General features: G+C 63.5%; 21 protein-coding genes and 1 tRNA gene. 13 read left to right on the forward strand and 9 right to left on the reverse strand.

The window, feature by feature from the left end; genetic code table 11:
- Positions 1–106 precede the first annotated feature (106 nt).
- Positions 107–196: transfer RNA gene (locus tag WJU21_RS01665), tRNA-Ser, on the reverse strand.
- A 184-nt stretch (positions 197–380) separates the two neighbouring features.
- On the opposite strand from WJU21_RS01665, the gene WJU21_RS01670 reads away from it, so the two are divergent.
- A complete protein-coding gene (locus WJU21_RS01670; protein WP_346321641.1) occupies positions 381–1,397 on the forward strand; it encodes a lytic murein transglycosylase in 1,017 nt (338 codons plus the stop codon).
- A 1-nt stretch (position 1,398) separates the two neighbouring features.
- Entirely contained in the window at positions 1,399–2,229 is an 831-nt protein-coding gene (locus tag WJU21_RS01675) for a septal ring lytic transglycosylase RlpA family protein (RefSeq protein ID WP_346321642.1), read from the forward strand.
- A gap of 8 nt (positions 2,230–2,237) precedes the next feature.
- Here the strand turns inward: WJU21_RS01675 and WJU21_RS01680 are convergent, their stop codons facing one another.
- Genes WJU21_RS01680 through WJU21_RS01690 form a run of 3 tightly spaced genes read right to left on the reverse strand, consistent with a single transcriptional unit; the run spans position 2,238 to position 5,209 of the window.
- Positions 2,238–2,675 carry a TadE/TadG family type IV pilus assembly protein gene (locus tag WJU21_RS01680; protein ID WP_346321643.1) on the reverse strand — a complete coding sequence of 146 codons (438 nt, stop codon included), beginning with the start codon at positions 2,673–2,675 and terminating at the stop codon, positions 2,238–2,240.
- Between the two features lie 2 nt (positions 2,676–2,677).
- Positions 2,678–3,247: a TadE/TadG family type IV pilus assembly protein gene (locus tag WJU21_RS01685; protein ID WP_346321644.1), complete on the reverse strand. Its 570-nt coding sequence runs from the start codon at positions 3,245–3,247 to the stop codon at positions 2,678–2,680.
- 6 nt (positions 3,248–3,253) lie between these two features.
- Positions 3,254–5,209 carry a Tad domain-containing protein gene (locus WJU21_RS01690; RefSeq protein WP_346321645.1) on the reverse strand — a complete coding sequence of 652 codons (1,956 nt, stop codon included), beginning with the start codon at positions 5,207–5,209 and terminating at the stop codon, positions 3,254–3,256.
- Positions 5,210–5,582: 373 nt separating this feature from the next.
- On the opposite strand from WJU21_RS01690, the gene WJU21_RS01695 reads away from it, so the two are divergent.
- The 6 genes from WJU21_RS01695 (at position 5,583) to WJU21_RS01720 (ending at position 11,649) form a co-directional block, all read left to right on the forward strand.
- Positions 5,583–6,755, forward strand: coding sequence for a D-alanyl-D-alanine carboxypeptidase family protein (locus WJU21_RS01695; RefSeq protein ID WP_346321646.1), 1,173 nt, complete (start codon positions 5,583–5,585; stop codon positions 6,753–6,755).
- Positions 6,755–7,372, forward strand: coding sequence for a dTMP kinase (gene tmk / locus WJU21_RS01700; protein ID WP_346321647.1), 618 nt, complete (start codon positions 6,755–6,757; stop codon positions 7,370–7,372). Before WJU21_RS01695 ends, tmk begins: the two co-directional genes overlap by 1 nt.
- Positions 7,372–8,475, forward strand: coding sequence for a DNA polymerase III subunit delta' (locus WJU21_RS01705; RefSeq protein ID WP_346321648.1), 1,104 nt, complete (start codon positions 7,372–7,374; stop codon positions 8,473–8,475). Before tmk ends, WJU21_RS01705 begins: the two co-directional genes overlap by 1 nt.
- The gene (gene metG / locus WJU21_RS01710; protein WP_346321649.1) at positions 8,472–10,031 is read left to right on the forward strand and encodes a methionine--tRNA ligase; all 1,560 of its coding nucleotides are present in this window, start codon (positions 8,472–8,474) and stop codon (positions 10,029–10,031) included. Before WJU21_RS01705 ends, metG begins: the two co-directional genes overlap by 4 nt.
- A 65-nt stretch (positions 10,032–10,096) precedes the next feature.
- A complete protein-coding gene (locus WJU21_RS01715) occupies positions 10,097–10,876 on the forward strand; it encodes a TatD family hydrolase (RefSeq protein WP_346321650.1) in 780 nt (259 codons plus the stop codon).
- A complete protein-coding gene (locus WJU21_RS01720; RefSeq protein ID WP_346321651.1) occupies positions 10,873–11,649 on the forward strand; it encodes an MBL fold metallo-hydrolase in 777 nt (258 codons plus the stop codon). The genes WJU21_RS01715 and WJU21_RS01720 overlap by 4 nt, the downstream gene beginning before the upstream one ends.
- A 352-nt stretch (positions 11,650–12,001) precedes the next feature.
- Here WJU21_RS01720 and WJU21_RS01725 read toward each other — a convergent pair whose 3' ends face one another.
- Positions 12,002–12,784 carry a TIM barrel protein gene (locus WJU21_RS01725; protein ID WP_346321652.1) on the reverse strand — a complete coding sequence of 261 codons (783 nt, stop codon included), beginning with the start codon at positions 12,782–12,784 and terminating at the stop codon, positions 12,002–12,004.
- Between the two features lie 78 nt (positions 12,785–12,862).
- On the opposite strand from WJU21_RS01725, the gene mazG reads away from it, so the two are divergent.
- The 3 genes from mazG (at position 12,863) to WJU21_RS01740 (ending at position 14,717) form a co-directional block, all read left to right on the forward strand.
- Positions 12,863–13,702: a nucleoside triphosphate pyrophosphohydrolase gene (gene mazG, locus WJU21_RS01730; RefSeq protein ID WP_346321653.1), complete on the forward strand. Its 840-nt coding sequence runs from the start codon at positions 12,863–12,865 to the stop codon at positions 13,700–13,702.
- A complete protein-coding gene (locus tag WJU21_RS01735) occupies positions 13,677–14,342 on the forward strand; it encodes a glutathione S-transferase (protein WP_346321654.1) in 666 nt (221 codons plus the stop codon). Before mazG ends, WJU21_RS01735 begins: the two co-directional genes overlap by 26 nt.
- A 150-nt stretch (positions 14,343–14,492) precedes the next feature.
- The gene (locus WJU21_RS01740; RefSeq protein ID WP_346321655.1) at positions 14,493–14,717 is read left to right on the forward strand and encodes a hypothetical protein; all 225 of its coding nucleotides are present in this window, start codon (positions 14,493–14,495) and stop codon (positions 14,715–14,717) included.
- Positions 14,718–14,765: 48 nt separating this feature from the next.
- On the opposite strand, the gene crcB is transcribed toward WJU21_RS01740, so the two are convergent.
- On the reverse strand, positions 14,766–15,140 hold the full coding sequence (crcB, locus tag WJU21_RS01745) for a fluoride efflux transporter CrcB (RefSeq protein ID WP_346322434.1): 375 nt from the start codon (positions 15,138–15,140) through the stop codon (positions 14,766–14,768).
- A gap of 92 nt (positions 15,141–15,232) precedes the next feature.
- Here crcB and WJU21_RS01750 point away from each other — a divergent pair, with 92 nt between their 5' ends.
- Positions 15,233–15,745 (forward strand): GNAT family N-acetyltransferase, encoded by a 513-nt coding sequence (locus WJU21_RS01750; RefSeq protein WP_346321656.1) that lies wholly within the window; start codon positions 15,233–15,235, stop codon positions 15,743–15,745.
- On the forward strand, positions 15,735–16,091 hold the full coding sequence (locus WJU21_RS01755; RefSeq protein ID WP_346321657.1) for a carboxymuconolactone decarboxylase family protein: 357 nt from the start codon (positions 15,735–15,737) through the stop codon (positions 16,089–16,091). The genes WJU21_RS01750 and WJU21_RS01755 overlap by 11 nt, the downstream gene beginning before the upstream one ends.
- Before the next feature lie 81 nt (positions 16,092–16,172).
- Here the strand turns inward: WJU21_RS01755 and groES are convergent, their stop codons facing one another.
- From groES to hfq, 3 genes are all read right to left on the reverse strand, one after another.
- The gene (gene groES, locus WJU21_RS01760) at positions 16,173–16,463 is read right to left on the reverse strand and encodes a co-chaperone GroES (RefSeq protein ID WP_346321658.1); all 291 of its coding nucleotides are present in this window, start codon (positions 16,461–16,463) and stop codon (positions 16,173–16,175) included.
- 90 nt (positions 16,464–16,553) lie between these two features.
- Complete coding sequence (hflX, locus tag WJU21_RS01765; RefSeq protein ID WP_346322435.1) at positions 16,554–17,828, reverse strand: GTPase HflX; 1,275 nt, start codon at positions 17,826–17,828, stop codon at positions 16,554–16,556.
- 102 nt (positions 17,829–17,930) lie between these two features.
- Complete coding sequence (hfq, locus tag WJU21_RS01770; RefSeq protein WP_346321659.1) at positions 17,931–18,185, reverse strand: RNA chaperone Hfq; 255 nt, start codon at positions 18,183–18,185, stop codon at positions 17,931–17,933.
- Between the last annotated feature and the right edge of the window lie 82 nt (positions 18,186–18,267).

An 18,267-nucleotide genomic window follows, 5' to 3' on the forward strand; every position in this document is an offset into this window, starting at 1 on the left:
GTGGTTGGAGGTGAATGTCAACGGACGCTGACGCATCTTAATGTGCCTAAAGACCGCTGTTTAACTGGGTTTAGTGGATAGTGGTGGATGCCAGAAAATAGGTTTATGGCGGATGGGGTGGGATTCGAACCCACGGTACGCTTACACGCACGCCGGTTTTCAAGACCGGTGCCTTAAACCGCTCGGCCACCCATCCGTTCGCGCAGTTTCTACCCGGTAATTGCAGCCTGCGCAATTTGCCGTGGGCCAGGCTGGCGTCTTTCCGCCGCGCAGGCTAAGACTCGGTAATCGGCCCTATCCGGTGAGGGCGCGGTTGCGCCCGGCGGGCACACGCGCCAATTCATACCGGTAACACAGTGAACAAGAGGATCGCCGCCCGCATGCGCCTGCTACTGGTACTAGCCCTGCTGCTCCTGCCCGTCACCCTGATCCCGGCCGCCGCCGCCCAGGACGGCCAACCCAAATGGGAGGATTGGCTGAAGGAAGTGCGCAAGGAAGCCGAGGAAAAAGGGATCCGCGCCGAAATCCTCGACCAGACGCTGACCGGGTTGACGCCGCTCGAGCGGGTGATCAGGGCCGACCAGAACCAGGCCGAGTTCGTCGAGACTCTGGACACCTATCTGGCCAAGCGCGTCAGCCAGGCGCGCATCGACGGCGGCCGCAAGGCGCTGGCCGAGAACGCCGACCTGCTGCGCCAGGTGGCGGAAAAGCATGGCGTGCAGCCCGAATACATCGTGGCTATCTGGGGCATGGAAACCAATTACGGCAAATATTTCCCCAGCGAGAACGCCATCCAGGCATTGGCGACGCTGGCCTACGATCCGCGCCGCGGCGCCTATTTCCGCAAGGAACTGTTTGCCGCGCTGGAAATCCTCAACGACGATTTCATCTCGGTGCCGGAAATGAAGGCGTCGTGGGCGGGCGCCATGGGCCAGCCTCAATTCATGCCCACCAGCTACCTGCAATACGCCGACGATTTCGATGGCGACGGTCACAAGGATATCTGGAACAACAAGGGCGACATCTTCGGTTCGGTGGCAAACTACCTGCGCAGCTACAAGTGGCAGGGCGAGCAGCCATGGGGCTTCGAGGTCAGCCTGCCGGAAGGGTTCGCGGCCAAACTGCATGCCGTGGGGGATTACGATCAGGGCGGATGCCGGGCCATGAACCAGCATTCCAGGGCGCTGCCTCTGTCCGAATGGCAGTCCATGGGCGTCCGAGACCTTGAGGGCAGAGACCTGCCGCCGGGCGACATGGAAGCAACGCTGATTAAGCCCGATGGCGAAGCCAGCCGCGCCTTCCTGGCCTTTGGGAACTACCGCGCGATCCTTCGCTACAATTGTGCGAATTTCTATGCCATTGCGGTGGGCAGGCTGGCCGATCTGGTGAAGCAATAAGATGAGCTTTCGGGGGTTTCTGGCGATCGTCGCCTGCGTCGCGCTGACCGCCTGCGCCGCGCCGAAGCCGCGCGGTCCGGTCGCCACTGCGCCGGTTCCGTCGAAACCCGCCGCACCGGCCACCGCGCCGCCGTGGGGAGAAGCGCCCGCGCCAAGCGGCAAGGGCGGCATCTACAAGGTGGGAAATCCCTATGTGATCAACGGCGTGACCTATGTGCCCCGGGAAGATCCGACCTATTCCGAGACCGGTATCGCCTCGTGGTACGGTCCCCAGTTCAACGGGGAGCGCACCGCCAATGGCGAGATATTCGACATGCACCTGGTCAGCGCCGCGCACCGCACGCTGCCCATGCCCTCGCTGGTGCGGGTGACCAATCTGGAAAACGGCAGGTCGATGGTCGTTCGGCTGAACGACCGCGGTCCCTATGCCCGCGGCCGCATCATCGACATGTCCAAAAAGGCTGCCGAGCTGCTGGGCTTCCAAGGCGCCGGCACGGCCATGGTCCGCGTGGAGTATGTCGGCCGGGCGCCGCTGGAAAACGGCGCGCCGGTCGCCGTGGCGGTCAAGCAGGAAGCACCGAAGCAACTCGCGGCCGAACCGAAGGGCATCTATGTCCAGGCGGGCGCATTCGGCAATCCGGACAACGCGAACCGGCTGAAAGGCAGACTGCAGGCCATCGGCCCGACCCGCGTGCACACGGCACTGGTCAACGGCGCCAATTTCTACCGCGTCCGGATCGGGCCCTATGCCAATGTCGAGGATGCGGATCTAGCGCTGGCGCAGGTGATCGGGCTCGGCGAGGTCAACGCGCTCATCGTCGTCGACAGGTAGCAACCGACTCATACGTTGTTCGGGAAGCAGGCGCTGGCGCTTAGATTGGTGCTGCCGGTGAGGGCGGTGACCAGCCTGGGCGCGACCGAACTGAATGTGTAAGTGATGGTCACCGTCGAGAAACCACTGACGCTCTTGCAGGAATCGCTGTTGTTCAGGGCGATGTCGGACGAGGTCAGGGGCACGCCCAGTTTGCCAGCCCGCGAGATGACGTAATTCCTGGTGTTGGCCGCGTTGTAGGTGGTGCCGCTGATGCACTGGGGCTGCAAGATGCCCATGCACCGCGCGGCTTCGATCGCCAGCGATTGCATGGACTGGCGGGTCCACATCAGGCGGGAAAATTCGACCGTGCCGAAGATGAACAGCAGCAATGGGACCACGACGAGGGCGAACTCGACCGCCGATGCGCCGGTATCGTCGCCGAAAAAGCGTCTGAGACCGCGCATGCCTATTGCACTTGGACCATGGAGAAGGTCGATACCATGCCGTTCTGGACCAAACCATAACTGCCAAACAGCGGCGAGTGGGACACGCTTGCATTGAGCGAGACAAACTTCCCGGCAAGAGTGCCGCTGCCGCACGACGCCGAGCAGGCAACCGCGCCACCCCATGTCACTACAGTGCCACTGACCGAGGGGCAATAACAGGAATTGGCGTTCGAGGCCGTGCCCGACGAAGACGTCACGCCATTTGTACGGGTGACGGTCGGGCCGTTGTTGACCACGACAACGGCGTTGACGTTGGTCGGCATGATGGCTGCAAGGTTACTCGCCAGGGTCGGGCCCGAGCTGGCGGAGACGTTCGCGGCATTGACCAGCACATAATTGGCGCTGGCCGAAACGGTTTCGTTGAGTCCGAAGCGCACATAGAGCACCAGGCCGAAATCAATCGACGCGACCAGGATGAGCGACAGGATCGGCAGGATGATCGCGAACTCGATGGCCGCGACGCCCCGCCAATCACGCCAGAAGCCGCGCCGGTGAGAGGCTGGACAGGAAGGAGGCACGGGACGGTTCATGGCGTCTTATCGGACCAGCTTGGCGGTCACGGTACCCGAGCCGCCGACGCAGCTGGACGCCAGCGTCGTCCCCGCCGTGATCGACACATTGGTCGCGACCACCTGCAGGCAGGCGCCCGCGTCAGCGACGCCCGCGCCGCCGGTCATGGTCATCGGCCCGTAAGGGAAATAGAAGGCGCCGCTGACCTGGCCACCCATCGCCCCCTCGGAAAACAGTCCGCCGCCTGTATAACTCGAGTTCTGCGGGCCGATAATTGCGAGATTCGCCAACGCCCCGGTGGTCGGCGCCCTCAGGATGATATCGCTGTAACCGGCGCCGACGCAGAACGCCTTGCCCGAACAATTGCCACTGCCCGGGGTCGACGATCCCGAGATCATGATGTTGACGTCGACACCCTTGACGCTGATGGTTTCGCCGTTACAGGTACCGCCGCCGCCGCCCGATGCACCAAGTGCCATGTAGCCGTCGATGGTATAAACACCGCTGCCGAGAACGACAGCTCCCGTCATCAGCATGTAGCCGTCGATATCATGATGGCCCGCCGCCGGAAGCAGCGTGCAGCTGCCGCCGCCGCCGCCATTGAAGTTGCCGTTGGCCTGGAAGACCTTGCCGGAATCGGTGGCGTCGGCCATGTACAACTTCCCGCCGCCGCCGACATTGATGGCGTGGCCGGTGCTGCTTGCGCCCAGCGAATAGCTGTTGCCCGTCAGATTGGCGTTCGCGGCGTCGTAGCCGAGCCTCAACGTATAACCGCCCGGAACACTGATGCCGGAGCCAAGCTCAAAGGTACTGGGCCCGCGAAACGTCATGGTCGTGCCGGTGGCACAGATGCTGTACTGCCCGGAGCCGTTGCAGTTGCTGGTGTTGCGGCCCATCTTGAACGTGCCGCTGTCGAAGACCACGGTGCTGCCGCCGGTCCCGGTCAGTCCCTTCTCGAAATTATACTTGCCGGGTCCCATGTTGACTATGCCGGAGAAGCTCGCTGTGCCGACGAAATTGTAGGTGTTGTTCGGGTCGCCACCGACCGCGAAGTCCAGCGTCTTCGACGACATGTTGAAATTGCCGAAAGTATAGGTCCCGCCGCCGCTCGGGCAGGTGATGGTCCAGTTGCCGCTGTAATTTGGCGATGTCGCGGTGCAGCCGCCGCCCACCGTGGCGGTGTAGGTGGATTCAGGCCATGGCGCCCCTGCATAGGCCAGCGTAAGCGCGCTGCCACTGAGGCCGCTGTTCGGCGGGCTGGGGAGGGACATGCCGTCCACGGTGGCGACACGCGCATACATGGCCGCGACGCCGGCATTGCCGATGAACGGATCCGTGGTGACCGATTGCACAATGGTGGACGCCGTGACATTGGGTGTCGACGTACAATAGGAATAACTCGTATTCCAGCTCACGGCCGCGGCGGTGATGCTGGTGCCGCACGGCGCGGCAACCTTGTTGTTGGAATTGACCGCGCAGGTGGACGCGTTGATGGCGCCCGCACCCGTCATCGTCACGCCAGTGCCGCCAGCGTCCAGCGCCAGGATGCAACTCGCGGCCCCGCCGCTGATCTCGGTAAAGGCGTCGGTCGTCACCGGCACCTTGGTGGAGGCGTTAAGCACGCGGGCGATCAGCAACGGGTACTCCGTGGTGACCTGCGCCTGTACCGACACGGCGCCCGGCGTCTTCACCGAAGTGGGGAAGGTCACGGTTACCTTGTCGCTCGGCACCCCATTCATCGCGGTGATGCGCTGGGCAGCGGCGGTCGCGGCGGCTTCCTTGCCCGATGACACGGAATTATAGGCGACAGCGCCCGCATAGGACGCGAGATCGCTGACCCGCTGGTTGTGGGCCTCGGTGACCAGCACACTGCCATATTCGGCGACCAGCGCCGTGAAACCCAGCAGCACCGGCAAAACCAGCGCGAATACGGTTGCGACACTCGCCTTGCGGCATCGCACATAAGCTCGATACAATTTCATGTTCAACCTCGACTGCCGAGAAGGCAGCATAGCCCATGTAGAACCCAGCCCAGTAGGTTCTCTATATCAGTATTCGGGGATTGTTTCCACTTTGATGTGCCGCGCCGCAACGGGGCGGTATGGACACACCACATTTTCCATTTTGACGTAAGCTGTATTTACTTCGGTCTTGTCACGTTCGCCATAAACTTGATCTGACCCCGACAAATTTACGCCGGATTTCGTGTACGGCGCAACGTCTGCACCCTTGATGCCGGTCGCATTTTATGGTGGATAACTCCCTATGGGACCACAACGTATTGTGCCGCACGGCTTGCGATAGGTCCGGCGTGCGCTTAGAATCAACCCGCATCAACGACACGGAACCCTACTCATGCCGCGACTTCACCGTTTGCCGCTTCTACTGGCTGTCATCATCGGCCTGCCGCTGGCCGCGTATGCCGCGCCGCCGCCCTACGAGATCCAGGCGAAGCAGGCGATCATGGTCGACTACACCACCGGCACCGTGCTGATGGAAAAGAACCCGGACGAGCGCATGACGCCGTCGTCGATGACCAAGATGATGACCGACTACGTCATCTTCGACGCGCTGAAAAAGAACGCCATGCAGCTGGACGAGGAACTGACCGTCAGCGAACGCGCCTGGAAAATGGGCGGATCGACCATGTTCCTGAAGGTCGGCGACCGGGTGAAGGTCGAGGAATTGTTGAAAGGCACCATCATCGTGTCCGGCAACGACGCCTGCGTGGCGCTGGCCGAGGGCCTGGGCGGTTCGGTGGAAGGCTTTGCCAACATGATGAACCAGATGGCGGCCCAGCTCGGCATGAAGAACTCGCAATTCGTGAATCCGCACGGCCTGTCCGACCCCGAGCACTATTCCACGGCGCGCGACCTGGCGATTCTCGCAGGCCATATCATCCGTGATTTTCCGGAATATTATCCGTACTACGCCCAGCGCAAATTCGCCTATGGCGAGAACCTGCAGACCGGCGACCCGATCAGCCAGCAGAACCGCAATCCTACCCTGGGCGTGGTCGATGGCGTTGACGGCCTGAAGACCGGGTACACTGAAGACGGCGGCTATGGCGTGACCGTTTCAGGCAAGCGCGGCAACACCCGGTTGATCCTGGTGGTCAACGGCATGCCCAGCACCAGGGTTCGCGCCGAGGAATCGCGCGGCCTGATGGAATGGGGCTTTCGCAACTTCGACACCTACACCCTGCTCAAGGCCGGGAGCGTGATCGAGGAAGCGCCGGTTTGGCTGGGCACCAAGGCCAAGGTCGGCCTGACCGTTGCCGAGGACGTCACCCTGACCCTGAGCCGCGAGGCCAAGATGGGCGCCAAGGCCAGGATCAAATATGTCGCCCCGGTGAAGGCCGGCACTGCCAAGGGGACGCAGGTCGGCACCGTTACCGTGAGCCTGCCGGGCATGGACGATATCCAGGTGCCGCTGATTGTCGCCGAAGACATCGAGAAGGTGGGAGCCACCGGCAAGATCGGCTCGGCGATCGATTATCTGCTGTCGGGCTCGTCGGGCGAGAAGTGATGCCTCGGCGCGGCATCTTCGTCACGTTCGAGGGCGGCGAGGGCGCCGGGAAGTCGACCCAGCTGGGACTGCTCGCGGCGCGGCTGAGGCTACACGGCATCGGCGTGGTCGAGACCCGGGAACCTAACGGCCCGATCCGCAACCTGCTGGTGCAGGGGGATCGGGCCTGGACGCCCATGGCCGAGACATTGCTGCATTTCGCCGCCCGCGCCGAACACCTCGCCGATACCATCGTGCCGTCGCTGGACGAAGGCGCCTGGGTGCTGTGCGACCGTTTCGCCGATTCCACCATGGCCTATCAGGGCTATGCGCAGCAGCTGGGCCGGCCGGCTGTCGAAAAGCTCTACCGCCTTGTTGCCGGCCGGCTGAAGCCGGACCTGACCCTGGTGCTGGATATGCCGGTTGCCCTGGGCCTCGACCGCACGGCGCGCCGTCAGGGCAACGAAACCCGCTACGAGCAGATGGGCCGCAAATTTCACGATGCCGTTCACGAGGCATTTCTTGATATCGCCGCGAGAGAGCCCGAGCGCTGCGTGCTGATCGACGCCAATCGGCCGGTTGAAACCGTTCACGAAGCCATCTGGGCCTCGGTCGAAAACCGCTTCAAGGTAGGCTGATGGCTCAGGCGGCGCTGAAACCCGAGGCGAACGAGCGCCATCCCCGGTTGACAGCTGACCTGATCGGCCACGGCGCCGCCGAGGACCTGCTGCTTGGCGCCTATAACAGCGGACGGGTGCCGCATGCCTGGCTGATTACCGGTCCGCGCGGCGTTGGCAAGGCCACGCTGGCCTACCGGTTCGCGAGATTCCTCCTGGAGAACGGCCAGCCGGACGACGCAGGCGGATTGTTCGGCGCGCCCGTACCGGCGAATCTGGCGGTATCCCCGGAATCACACACCGGACGCCTGCTGGCGCAAGGCGGCCATCCGGGCCTGACCGTGGTCACCCGCGCCTGGGACGACAAGGCCAAGCGCCTGCGCGGCGAGATCGTGGTCGACGACGTGCGCAAGCTGCATGGCTTTTTCGGCATGACGGCGGACGCATCCTGGCGCATCGCCATCATCGACAGCGCCGACGAAATGAACCGGCAATCGGCCAATGCGCTGCTGAAGATGCTGGAAGAACCGCCCAAGCGCGCAGTGCTCATCCTGCTCGCCCATGCGCCGGGACGGCTGCTGCCCACCATCCGCTCGCGCTGCCAGACACTGCCGCTCAGGCCGCTGACGGCGGACCAGGTGGCCGCGGTGCTGGAGGGGCAGGGCGTGCTGCTGCCGCCCGCCGACCGGGACCTGATCATCGCACTCTCGGCCGGCAGCGCGGGACGAGCCATGGCGCTGGCCCAGTCAGGCGGCGCCGAACTCTACAGGAAGGCCGCCGCCCTCCTGGCCGATTTGCCGCGGATGAATCCGTCGGCGCTGCACGCGCTGGGCGATGCCGTCGCGGGCCGCCAGGCCATTGACGACTTCCGCCTGCTCGGCGAATTGCTCGACGGCATACTGAAGCGGCTGATCACCTATGCGGCCACCCGGGGCGCCGAAAACGGATTCGTGCCCGGCGAGGCCGAGATCTTCGCCGGCGTCGCCGGACGAGCCGGCCTTGATCAATGGCTTGAGGTATGGGAGAACACCGGCCACCTGTTCGCTCGGGGCGAGGCGGTCAATCTCGATCCGAAGCAGGTGACGCTCACAATATTCAGCAGGCTCCAGGCCATCACGGCATGACGAAGACGTTCACCATCACCACCGCGATCGACTACGTGAATGGCGCGCCGCATCTGGGCCATGCGTATGAGAAGATCACCACCGACATCCTCGCCAGGTTCAAGCGGCTGGACGGCTATGACGTGCTGTTCCTGACCGGCACCGACGAACACGGTGAAAAGGTCGAACAGTCGGCGGGCAAGGCGGGAAAGACGCCGCTCGAATTCGCCGGCGAGAACGCCGGCAAGTTCGAGGCCATGTGCCGGCTGCTGAACATCTCCAACGACGACTTCGTCCGCACCACCCAGCCGCGTCACCACGCGGCCGTGCTGGAGATGTGGGACCGGATGATCGCCCGGGGCGACATCTATCTGGACAAGTATGCGGGCTGGTATTCGATCAGCGACGAAGCATTCTTTCCCGAATCCGAGCTGGTGAAGGGCGAGGACGGCCAGTTCCGCACGGAAGAGGGCAAATCGGTGCAGTGGGTCGAGGAACCCAGCTACTTCTTCAGGCTGTCGGCCTACGAGGAAAAGTTGCTGGCGCTCTACGAGAGCCAGCCGGATTTCATCCTGCCCGACACACGCCGCAACGAGATCGTCAGCTTCGTGAAGGGCGGCCTGAAGGATCTGTCGGTGTCGCGCACCAGCTTCACCTGGGGCATTCCGATTCCCGGGGACGACGCGGCGGGCGAGCAGAAACACATCGTCTATGTCTGGCTGGACGCGCTGACCAACTACATCACCGGCGCCGGTTTCCCCACGGACGCGGAGAAGTTCGCGCGCTACTGGCCAGCCGACGTGCATGTGATCGGCAAGGACATTATCCGTTTCCATACAGTGTATTGGCCGGCTTTCCTGATGTCGGCCGAACTGCCGTTGCCAAAGCGCGTCTTCGCCCACGGCTTCCTGAACCTGGAAGGCGTGAAGATGTCCAAGTCGCTGGGCAACGTGATCACGCCCGAGGCGCTGGTGGACGAGTTCGGCCTCGACCAGATTCGCTATTTCCTCGCCCGCGAAGTACCGTTCGGCAAGGACGGCAGCTTTTCGCGCGAAGGCATCATCCACCGCATCAACGGCGACCTGGCGAACGGGATCGGCAATCTGGCCCAGCGCACGCTGAGCATGATCTTCAAGAATTGCGACGGCGCCATGCCGCAGCCCGGCGCCTTCGATTCTGGAGACGAGACGCTGCTGGCCGCTGTCGACGCCACCGCGACGGCCATGCGCGATGCCATTGAGGTCCAGGAAATCCACAATGCACTCAGCGCCTTGTGGGCGCTTGTTGCGGAAGGCGACGGGTACATCGCGCGAACCGAGCCGTGGGCGCTGAAGAAAACAGATCCGGCGCGCATGGGCACGGTGCTCTACGCGGCGGCCGAGACGCTGCGCAATATCGCCATCCTCAGCCAGCCGGTGATTCCGGCGGCGGCGGGCAAGCTTCTCGACATGCTCGGGGTTGCCGGCGACGCCCGCAGCTTTAGTTCACTGGGCAGAGCAGGGCGCCTCGCGGCCGGTACGCCTATCGCGCAGCCGCAGGGACTTTTCCCGCGTTTTGTCGAGGAAACGGCGCCCTAGATTGGAAGCGATCCTGGTGTATTCAGGAAACAACTGAATACAGCAGGCTATGGAACGGCTTACGGATGCTTGTCGATTCACATTGTCACCTGGATTTCCCGCAGCTGATCGCCGATATCGACGGCGTGGTGGCGCGGGCCGAGGTGGCCGGCGTCGGCATGATGCTGACCATCTCCACGGCGCTCAGCCGGTTCGACAAGGTGCTCGCCATCGCCGAGCGCTACGACAATATCTACTGCACCGTCGGCGTGCATCCCCATGAAGCGGAAGCCGAACCGGACACGGTGGCGCGCCAGCTGATCGAGCGGGCGAAGCATCCGAAGGTGGTCGGCATCGGCGAGACCGGCCTCGACTATTTCTACGAGCACAGCCCGCGCGACATCCAGCAGCACGTGTTCCGCGAGCACATCAAGGCGGCGCGCGACACCGGCCTGCCGCTGATCGTCCACACCCGCGACGCCGACGACGACACGGCCCGCATCCTGGCCGAGGAAATGGGGCAGGGCGCCTTTCCCGGTCTGATCCACTGCTTCAGCTCCAGCCGCGAACTCGCCGAGAAATCGGTGAAACTGGGTCTCTATATCTCCATTTCCGGCATCGCCACGTTCAAGAAGGCCGAGGATTTGCGCGATACCATCCGCGCGCTGCCGATCGACCGGCTGCTGGTCGAGACGGATTCGCCCTATCTCGCGCCGATCCCGTTCCGGGGCAAGGACAATGAGCCGTCCTTCGTCGTGCACACCGCCAACACGGTAGCCGGCCTGAAAGACCTGTCGCCAGAACAGCTTGCGGCAAGAACCACCGAGAATTTCCTGCGGCTTTTCACCAAGGTGCCGCGGCCGTGAGGATCACGGTTCTGGGCTGCGGCACGTCTGGCGGCGTGCCGCGCATCGGCAATCACTGGGGCGCCTGCGATCCGGAAAATCCGCGAAACCGTCGGCGGCGCGTGTCGATTGCGGTGGAGCAGGGCGCCACACGCCTGATCGTCGACACCTCGCCCGACCTGCGCGAGCAGTGCCTCGACAACAATATCAAGCGGTTGGACGGCGTGCTTTACACCCATGACCACGCCGATCACACCCATGGCATCGACGATCTGCGCGGTCTGGCCTGGACCATGGGCGGCAAGGTGCCAGTCTATGGCAACCAGGATACACTCGATACGCTCAGGCAGCGCTTCGATTACGTGTTCGTGTCGAAGCACGGCTATCCGGCCATCTGCGAGCAGCGACCGATCGACGGACCGTTCCAGGTGGGCGAGATTGCCGTGACACCCTTCGATCAGGCTCATGGCGACATCACGTCCATCGGGTATCGGTTTGGACAGGCAGCATATTCCACCGACCTGAACGGCCTCGATGACGCCGCGTTCGAAGCGTTGTCCGGCATCGACCTGTGGATCGTCGATGCGCTGCGCTACGAGCCGCATCCGACCCATGCCCATCTCGACCTGACCTTGAGCTGGATCGAGCGCGTCAAGCCGAAGCGCGCGGTGCTGACCCACATGACCTGGGACATGGATTACGACACGCTCAGGCGGCAACTTCCGGACGGCGTCGAGCCGGCCTATGACGGTATGGTGCTCGAACTCGACGGGCCGGAAGCGGTGACCGGCTGAATTCCAGGCGGATGCGCCTGCAATTTTCGGTGTTGAGGGGTGCTGTATCATAGGAAGTTCAAGGCTTTGATATCATTTCCCCATCTATAATTTAACATAATATATATTATGCGATTTATGGATGGAGACGATGCATTGGCGTTCTTGTCGTTCATCCACGTTCCCCCGCATCCCCTCCAGCGTCATTCCCGCGCACGCGGGAACCCAGTTGGTGCTACCACGTGGCGTCTCGACCACTTGGTCACGAAGACACTTCCTGCTCAATGAGAAGCCGAGCAGCCAGCCCTACGAAGAGCTGGGTTCCCGCGTGCGCGGGAATGACGCCGATGTGTGGTGGGAAGAACGCGCGAAGCTATCCCAGGAACGTGATCGTCGCCTCGAGGATCGCCTTTGCGCGGTCTGCCGCGTTCGGATACCGCTCGCGCAACGGCCTGGAGCGCTGTTCGGGCGCCAGCGGCAGGTCTTTCGGCAGGTTGGCGACCAGCTGCCTTACCGGCAACGCACCCTCGCCCGGCATCAATCGTCCGTCGACGGCCTCGTACAGGATGGTGTTGAACTCCATGTCCGGCAAATTCGCCGGTGCATCGCAGATCTGGGCATAGGCGAACAGGTCCGCCGGCAGTCCCTTCAGCATGTCCGGATGGCCGCCGGAGCGCGCCAGGTGCAGCGCATCGACCAGCAGCTTGCCGCGCGGATGGCCGACCGATTGCACGATGTCGAGGCCGGCCGGCAGACTCTTCACCTCGGTAATCGGCAGAAACTCGAAACACGCGTTGATGCCGTATTTGTCGGCGATCCTGCACAGGTCCTCGAAGCGCCGCTTGGTGGCGTCCATGTCCGGGTCCGAGCTGACGACCAGCGCGTTGGCGACGCCGATCTCGCCGCCCGCGGCCAGCAGCCGCTCGTGGTTCGGGTCCGCGTCGCCGGGGCGGATCCATACCACCTCGATGTCGAACGGCTTGAGGCCGGTCCGCTCGAACGCGTTGCGGGTGTCGCGCGTGGTCTGGGCGGTCCATGTCTCCGGATCGAACCAGATGCCGCAGGCCGTCCAGCCCGCCTCGGCGGCGGCGTCGACGACCTCGACGGGCGTGAATTCAGGCAGATTGCCGGTGGCAAGCGACAGCAGACGGCTCATGGTTTCTCCCCCGTTTCCGGAATGGTATAGGAGGGAGACAAGCGGTTCCACTCCCTTCCCCCTGCAGTTTGGCTCCCCATGGCACAGCACAGCATCGACGACCTGCTTACGATCATGCGCCAGCTGCGTGACCCCGGTAACGGCTGTCCGTGGGACCGGGAGCAGGATTTCGAGAGCATCGCGCCCTACACCATCGAGGAAGCCTACGAGGTGTCCCAGGCCATCACCGACAAGGACATGCCGTCCCTGAAGGACGAGCTGGGCGATCTGCTGTTCCAGGTGATTTTTCACGCGCAAATGGCTGAAGAGGCAGGAGAATTCGACTTCGGCGACATCATTGACGCCATCTGCGGCAAGATGCTGCGACGTCACCCGCACGTATTCGGCGATGCGACAATCGAGGATGCCGATGCCCAGACGCTGGCCTGGGAAGAACACAAGAAACGCGAGCGCGACGAGAAGGCCCGCGCCGAGGGCCGCGTGCCCAGCGTGCTCGACGGCGTGGCGTACGGCTACCCTGCCCTGATGCGCTCGGTAAAGCTGGCCAAGCGCGCCGCAACGGTCGGTTTCGACTGGCCGGACGCGTCCCAGGTGCTGGACAAGATCAAGGAGGAAACCATCGAGCTGGCGGTGGAAATGGCCGACGCCAAGGCCGGCGCCGACAACCACGACAAGGTCGAGAGTGAACTGGGCGACATCCTGTTCGCCTACACCAACCTGGCGCGTTTCCTGAAGGTCGACCCGGAGCGGGCGCTGCGCGGCACCAACCGGCGGTTTGAACAACGGTTTCGCCGCATCGAAAGCATTCTGGCGGCGCGCGGCGAGCGCCCGCAGGACAAGACCCTGGAAGAGCTGGAAGCGCTATGGCAGCAGGCCAAGAAGGAGTTGAGACATGAGTCTCAAGCTGCTGATCGCTAACAAGAACTATTCCTCCTGGTCGGTCCGTCCGATGCTCGTGCTCGACCATTTCCAAATTCCCTACGAACTCGTCCGCGGCCGCCTGAAATCGGCCCACGTGACCAACGAGATCGCCACCGAGTTCATCGACGACTGGTCGCGCGCCGGCAAGGTTCCGGTGCTGCGGGACGGCGACCTGACCGTGTGGGAAAGCCTCGCCATCATCGAGTATCTGGCTGACAGGTTTCCTGCCAAGCAGATCTGGCCGGCAGATGCCGGTGAACGCGCCCTCGCCCGTGCCGTCAGCGCCGAGATGCATGCCGGTTTCACGCCTCTGCGGGGCGAGATGCCGATGAACGTTCGCAGGCGCTATGAGAATTTCCGCTACAGCGCCGACGCTGCTGCCGACATCGCCCGCGTGCAGCAACTCTGGGCCGACTGCCTGGCGCGCTCCGGCGGCCCGTTCCTGTTCGGCGCGTTCTGCGCCGCAGACGCCATGTTCGCGCCGGTGATCAGCCGGTTCCGTACCTATGGTATCGAACTGGACGCGGTGTCCGCCGCTTACGCGGACGCGGTGTGGAGCCTGCCCGCCATCAAGGCGTGGCTGGCCGACGCCGCAGCCGAGCAAACCATCATCGAGACGTACGAGTTCAATCCATAAGAAACCGCCGGACACGCCGGCGGAGTTGCCGGCGTCGCCTGGGCGCTGCTTCGCGTTGACTTGCTCCAGTGAGGTGCTACACCAAGAACATATCAGGAACAAACGAGTCGGAGAACACCCGTGGGCCGCAGGCGGACGAGGCTGAAAGGATTGCGGGACGAGCAGAAGGCCGAACTCATCGACGTGATTGACAACACGCGCAGAACGATCGGGATCGTGACCCAGCATTATTATGGCGGATCCCCGGAATTTGGCGCCGCCTGCCGGGCAAACGATGCGTTGCTGAAGCTTGGCGAGGCGCTTGGCGCCAGCTACGACTTCATGCGCGCGGACTTCGGCTATTTGTGTACCGAACCGGAAAAGCAGGACGATTGAGGTGTCCCCGCCCGGTTCGCCGCGCGGTAGGACAGCAGCCGTTGGACGCTAGCCGATCTGCCGAACCGCCCACAATCCGGCGAACACCGCCGCAAGCGACAACACCACCGAACCCAGCACATACACCGCCGCCAGTCCCGGTTCGCCGCGCTCGTACAGCAAGGCGGCGTCGAGGGAGAAGGCGGAAAAGGTCGTGAAGCCGCCGAGGACGCCGGTGGTCAGAAACAGGCGCCATTCCTGGCCCGCCTGGCCGCGCAGCGCGAGCCAGCCGACGATCAGGCCCATGGACAGACACCCGAGCACATTGATCAGCATGATGCCGAACGGGAACTGGATGCCCAGCCCGCGGGTAACCGCCAGGTTGACGCCGTGGCGCATGGCACCGCCGATGCCGGCGCCGAGGAAGACCATGAAATAGGACATCATCGCGCGAGGATAATGGTCCGTGCCACGCGCGAGAAGCAGCAATTGCGGGCGGAAAATCCTATAACGGGGCAGATACGGGGAGAATTGGCATGGAACAACTCACTATCAGGAAAGCGGTGCCCGGCGATGCGGGACTGGTGGTGTTCTTTGTCGAGGCGCTGGCCGAGTATGAGAAGCTGCGCCACGAAATGGTGGCGACCGACGCGGACATGGACCGGGCACTGTTCGGCCCGCGCCCCTACGCCGAGGCGCTGATCGCCGAATGGGGCGGTATTCCGGTGGGTTTCGCGCTGTATTTCTACAATTTCTCCACCTTTGCCGGGCGGCCGGGGCTGTATCTGGAAGACCTGTTCGTGCTGCCCGAGCACCGCGGCAATGGCATCGGGCGAGCCCTGCTTGCCCAGTTGGCCTGTATCGCCGCCGAGAACGGCTGCGCCCGGTTCGAATGGACCGTCCTGGACTGGAACGAACCGTCGATCCGCTTCTATGAGGGGTTGGGCGCGAAACGTCAGGGCGAATGGCTGATCTATCGCCTCACCGGCGACGGATTGGATAGACTGGCAGCGGAAGCACGAACCAGGGAGACGAAACATGGCGGATAGCGACCGCAGGCAGCGCGGACTCGGCATCAGGAAAAAACTGTGGGGTGATGGCGATGCCCCCAATCTGGACGATCCACTGATCGAGGTGACGATCGATCACCTGTTCGGCGATATCTGGACCCGGCCGGGGCTGGCGCTGCGGGACAGGTCCCTGATCACCTGCGCCACCCTGGTGGCGCTGGGCAAGGAGGCTCAGCTCAAGGTGCACCTCAAGGGGTTGCTGAACCAGGGCGTGTCCCATGAGGAAGTCGAGGAGATGATGATCCACCTCGCTCATTATGCCGGCTGGCCTTGCGCGGTGAACGGCATCCGGGTAGCGCGCGAGGTGTTCAAGGAACTGGCCTGACCCGGCGGCTCGCCGTCACCGGATGCGCAAACGAAAAGGGCCGCCCGAGGGGCGGCCCTTTGATCTGCGATGTCGGCAAGCCTAGTCGAGCACGCCCAGGATGTCCGATTCCTTCATGATGATGTACTCGGTGCCCTGCATCTTCACCTCGGTGCCGGCGTACTTGCCGAACAGGATCTTGTCGCCGACCTTCACGCCCAGCGGATCGATATTGCCATCGGCGCGGCGCGAGCCGGAACCAGCAGCGACGATCTCGCCCTGCTGGGGCTTTTCCTGTACCGAATCCGGAATGATGATGCCGCCGGCGGTCTTCTCTTCCGACGGCAGGCGCTTGACCAGGACCCGGTCGTGCAGCGGCTTGAAGTTGCTCATAATGGTCTCCCGTGGATGGTTTCCGGCGCGCACGCCGTTTCGGACGCGACGATAGAAAGCAGCCCCGGCCAAGTCAACCGGTGCGGCGCGCTATTCGGCTGCCTCGGCGAACATGGCGGGCGACTGTTTGCGCAGCTTGCCCACATCCTGGTCGGACAGGCGAACCTCGAAATCGGCGCCCTCCTCCACGTCGGTGCGCTTGACCACGTCGCCATGATCGTAAAGCCAGGCCATCATCGCGCCATCCGCATAGGGGACCCGCAAGGTCACCAGCCGTTCAGCACGCGCCAGCAGGCTGTCGAGACGCTCCAGCAGCCGGTCGATCCCCTCGCCGGTGACCGCCGACACCGGGATCAGGTCTTCGTGGCGCTCGACGCGCGCCTCGGTCTGGGCGCGCTGCTCGGCACCCAGCAGGTCGATCTTGTTCTCCACGTCGATCAGGACCTGCTCCTCCTCGTCCGGCACGCCCAGGCTGGTCAGCACGTCAATGACGTCCTGACGCTGGGCTTCCGTATCCGGGTGGGAAATGTCACGGACGTGGATGACAATGTCGGCCTCGATCACCTCTTCCAGCGTGGCGCGGAACGCCGCGACCAGATGGGTGGGCAGGTTGGACACGAAGCCCACCGTGTCGGACAGGATGATCCGCTTGCCGGACGGCAGATCGAGGCCCCGCATGGTCGGATCCAGGGTGGCAAACAGCATGTCCTCGGCCATGACGTCGTCGCTGGTCAGCCGGTTGAACAGGGTCGACTTGCCCGCATTGGTATAGCCGACCAGCGCGACCACCGGATGCGGCACCTTCACGCGCCGCTCGCGATGCAGCAGCCGCGTGCGGGTCACCGTCTCCAGCTCGCGCTTCAGCTTGCCGATGCGCTCGCGCAGCAGACGCCTGTCCGCTTCGATCTGGCGCTCGCCGGGACCGCCCAGAAAGCCCGCACCGCCCCGCTGTCGCTCCAGATGGGTCCAGGATCGGACCAGCCGGCCCTTCTGATAGTTCAGATGGGCCAGCTCGACCTGCAGCACGCCTTCCCGCGTTTGCGCCCGCTCGCCGAAGATTTCCAGAATCAGGCCGGTGCGGTCGATGACCTTGGCCGACAACGCTTTTTCCAGATTGCGCTGCTGTCCGGGGCTGAGCGCCGCGTCGATCACCACCAACTCGGCATCGGCCTCCTTGACCGCCGCGGTCAGTTCCTCGACCTTGCCCTCGCCCAGATAGGTACGGGGGCGGATGGACGACAGCTGGGTGCTCTCGGCGCCGACGATATCGAGACCAATAGCCTGCGCGAGGCCCTGCAACTCGTCAAGCGCCGCCTCGGGCGACCGGCGGCTGCCCTCACCCTTCGGATAAGGATGGAGCAGCAGCGCCCGGGTGCCCTTGGATACCGCCTCGCGATCGCTAAACGCGGCGGTGTCGGCTGTATGGGCGCGGCTGCGACCCCGCGCCTCGGTTGATTTGGTCAAACACTATTCTCCGTCGGAGTCTTCGTCGGCCGGTTCGAACAGCTGGATCGGCGCCGAAGGCATGACCGTCGAGATGGCATGCTTGTAGACCAGCTGGGAGTGCCGGTCGCGGCGCAGCAGGATACAGAAATTATCGAACCAGGTGATGACGCCCTGAAGTTTCACACCATTCATGAGGAAGACGGTAACCGGGGTCTTCTCTTTGCGGACGTGGTTGAGAAAGACGTCCTGAACATTCTGCGACCGGTCGGAAGCCATTGAGGGGTTTTTCCTTCTCTTATTATTCGGGGGCGCCGTTGGGGCGGCACCTTCACAAAATGGGATGTTTTACCCCCGAGGA

This window comes from Emcibacter sp. SYSU 3D8 (genome assembly GCF_039655875.1).
In the GTDB taxonomy this organism is placed as follows: Bacteria; Pseudomonadota; Alphaproteobacteria; order SMXS01; family SMXS01; genus RI-34.

Bases quoted from the DNA above. Each gene is read 5' to 3' on its own strand.
- WJU21_RS01670 (WP_346321641.1), top strand. From the start codon at position 381: ATGCGCCTGCTACTGGTACTAGCCCTGCTGCTCCTGCCCGTCACCCTG.
- WJU21_RS01675 (WP_346321642.1), top strand. From the start codon at position 1,399: ATGAGCTTTCGGGGGTTTCTGGCGATCGTCGCCTGCGTCGCGCTGACC.
- WJU21_RS01680 (WP_346321643.1), bottom strand. From the start codon at position 2,675: ATGCGCGGTCTCAGACGCTTTTTCGGCGACGATACCGGCGCATCGGCG.
- WJU21_RS01685 (WP_346321644.1), bottom strand. From the start codon at position 3,247: ATGAACCGTCCCGTGCCTCCTTCCTGTCCAGCCTCTCACCGGCGCGGC.
- WJU21_RS01690 (WP_346321645.1), bottom strand. From the start codon at position 5,209: ATGAAATTGTATCGAGCTTATGTGCGATGCCGCAAGGCGAGTGTCGCA.
- WJU21_RS01695 (WP_346321646.1), top strand. From the start codon at position 5,583: ATGCCGCGACTTCACCGTTTGCCGCTTCTACTGGCTGTCATCATCGGC.
- tmk (WP_346321647.1), top strand. From the start codon at position 6,755: ATGCCTCGGCGCGGCATCTTCGTCACGTTCGAGGGCGGCGAGGGCGCC.
- WJU21_RS01705 (WP_346321648.1), top strand. From the start codon at position 7,372: ATGGCTCAGGCGGCGCTGAAACCCGAGGCGAACGAGCGCCATCCCCGG.
- metG (WP_346321649.1), top strand. From the start codon at position 8,472: ATGACGAAGACGTTCACCATCACCACCGCGATCGACTACGTGAATGGC.
- WJU21_RS01715 (WP_346321650.1), top strand. From the start codon at position 10,097: ATGCTTGTCGATTCACATTGTCACCTGGATTTCCCGCAGCTGATCGCC.
- WJU21_RS01725 (WP_346321652.1), bottom strand. From the start codon at position 12,784: ATGAGCCGTCTGCTGTCGCTTGCCACCGGCAATCTGCCTGAATTCACG.
- mazG (WP_346321653.1), top strand. From the start codon at position 12,863: ATGGCACAGCACAGCATCGACGACCTGCTTACGATCATGCGCCAGCTG.
- WJU21_RS01735 (WP_346321654.1), top strand. From the start codon at position 13,677: ATGAGTCTCAAGCTGCTGATCGCTAACAAGAACTATTCCTCCTGGTCG.
- crcB (WP_346322434.1), bottom strand. From the start codon at position 15,140: ATGTCCTATTTCATGGTCTTCCTCGGCGCCGGCATCGGCGGTGCCATG.
- WJU21_RS01750 (WP_346321656.1), top strand. From the start codon at position 15,233: ATGGAACAACTCACTATCAGGAAAGCGGTGCCCGGCGATGCGGGACTG.
- WJU21_RS01755 (WP_346321657.1), top strand. From the start codon at position 15,735: ATGGCGGATAGCGACCGCAGGCAGCGCGGACTCGGCATCAGGAAAAAA.
- groES (WP_346321658.1), bottom strand. From the start codon at position 16,463: ATGAGCAACTTCAAGCCGCTGCACGACCGGGTCCTGGTCAAGCGCCTG.
- hfq (WP_346321659.1), bottom strand. From the start codon at position 18,185: ATGGCTTCCGACCGGTCGCAGAATGTTCAGGACGTCTTTCTCAACCAC.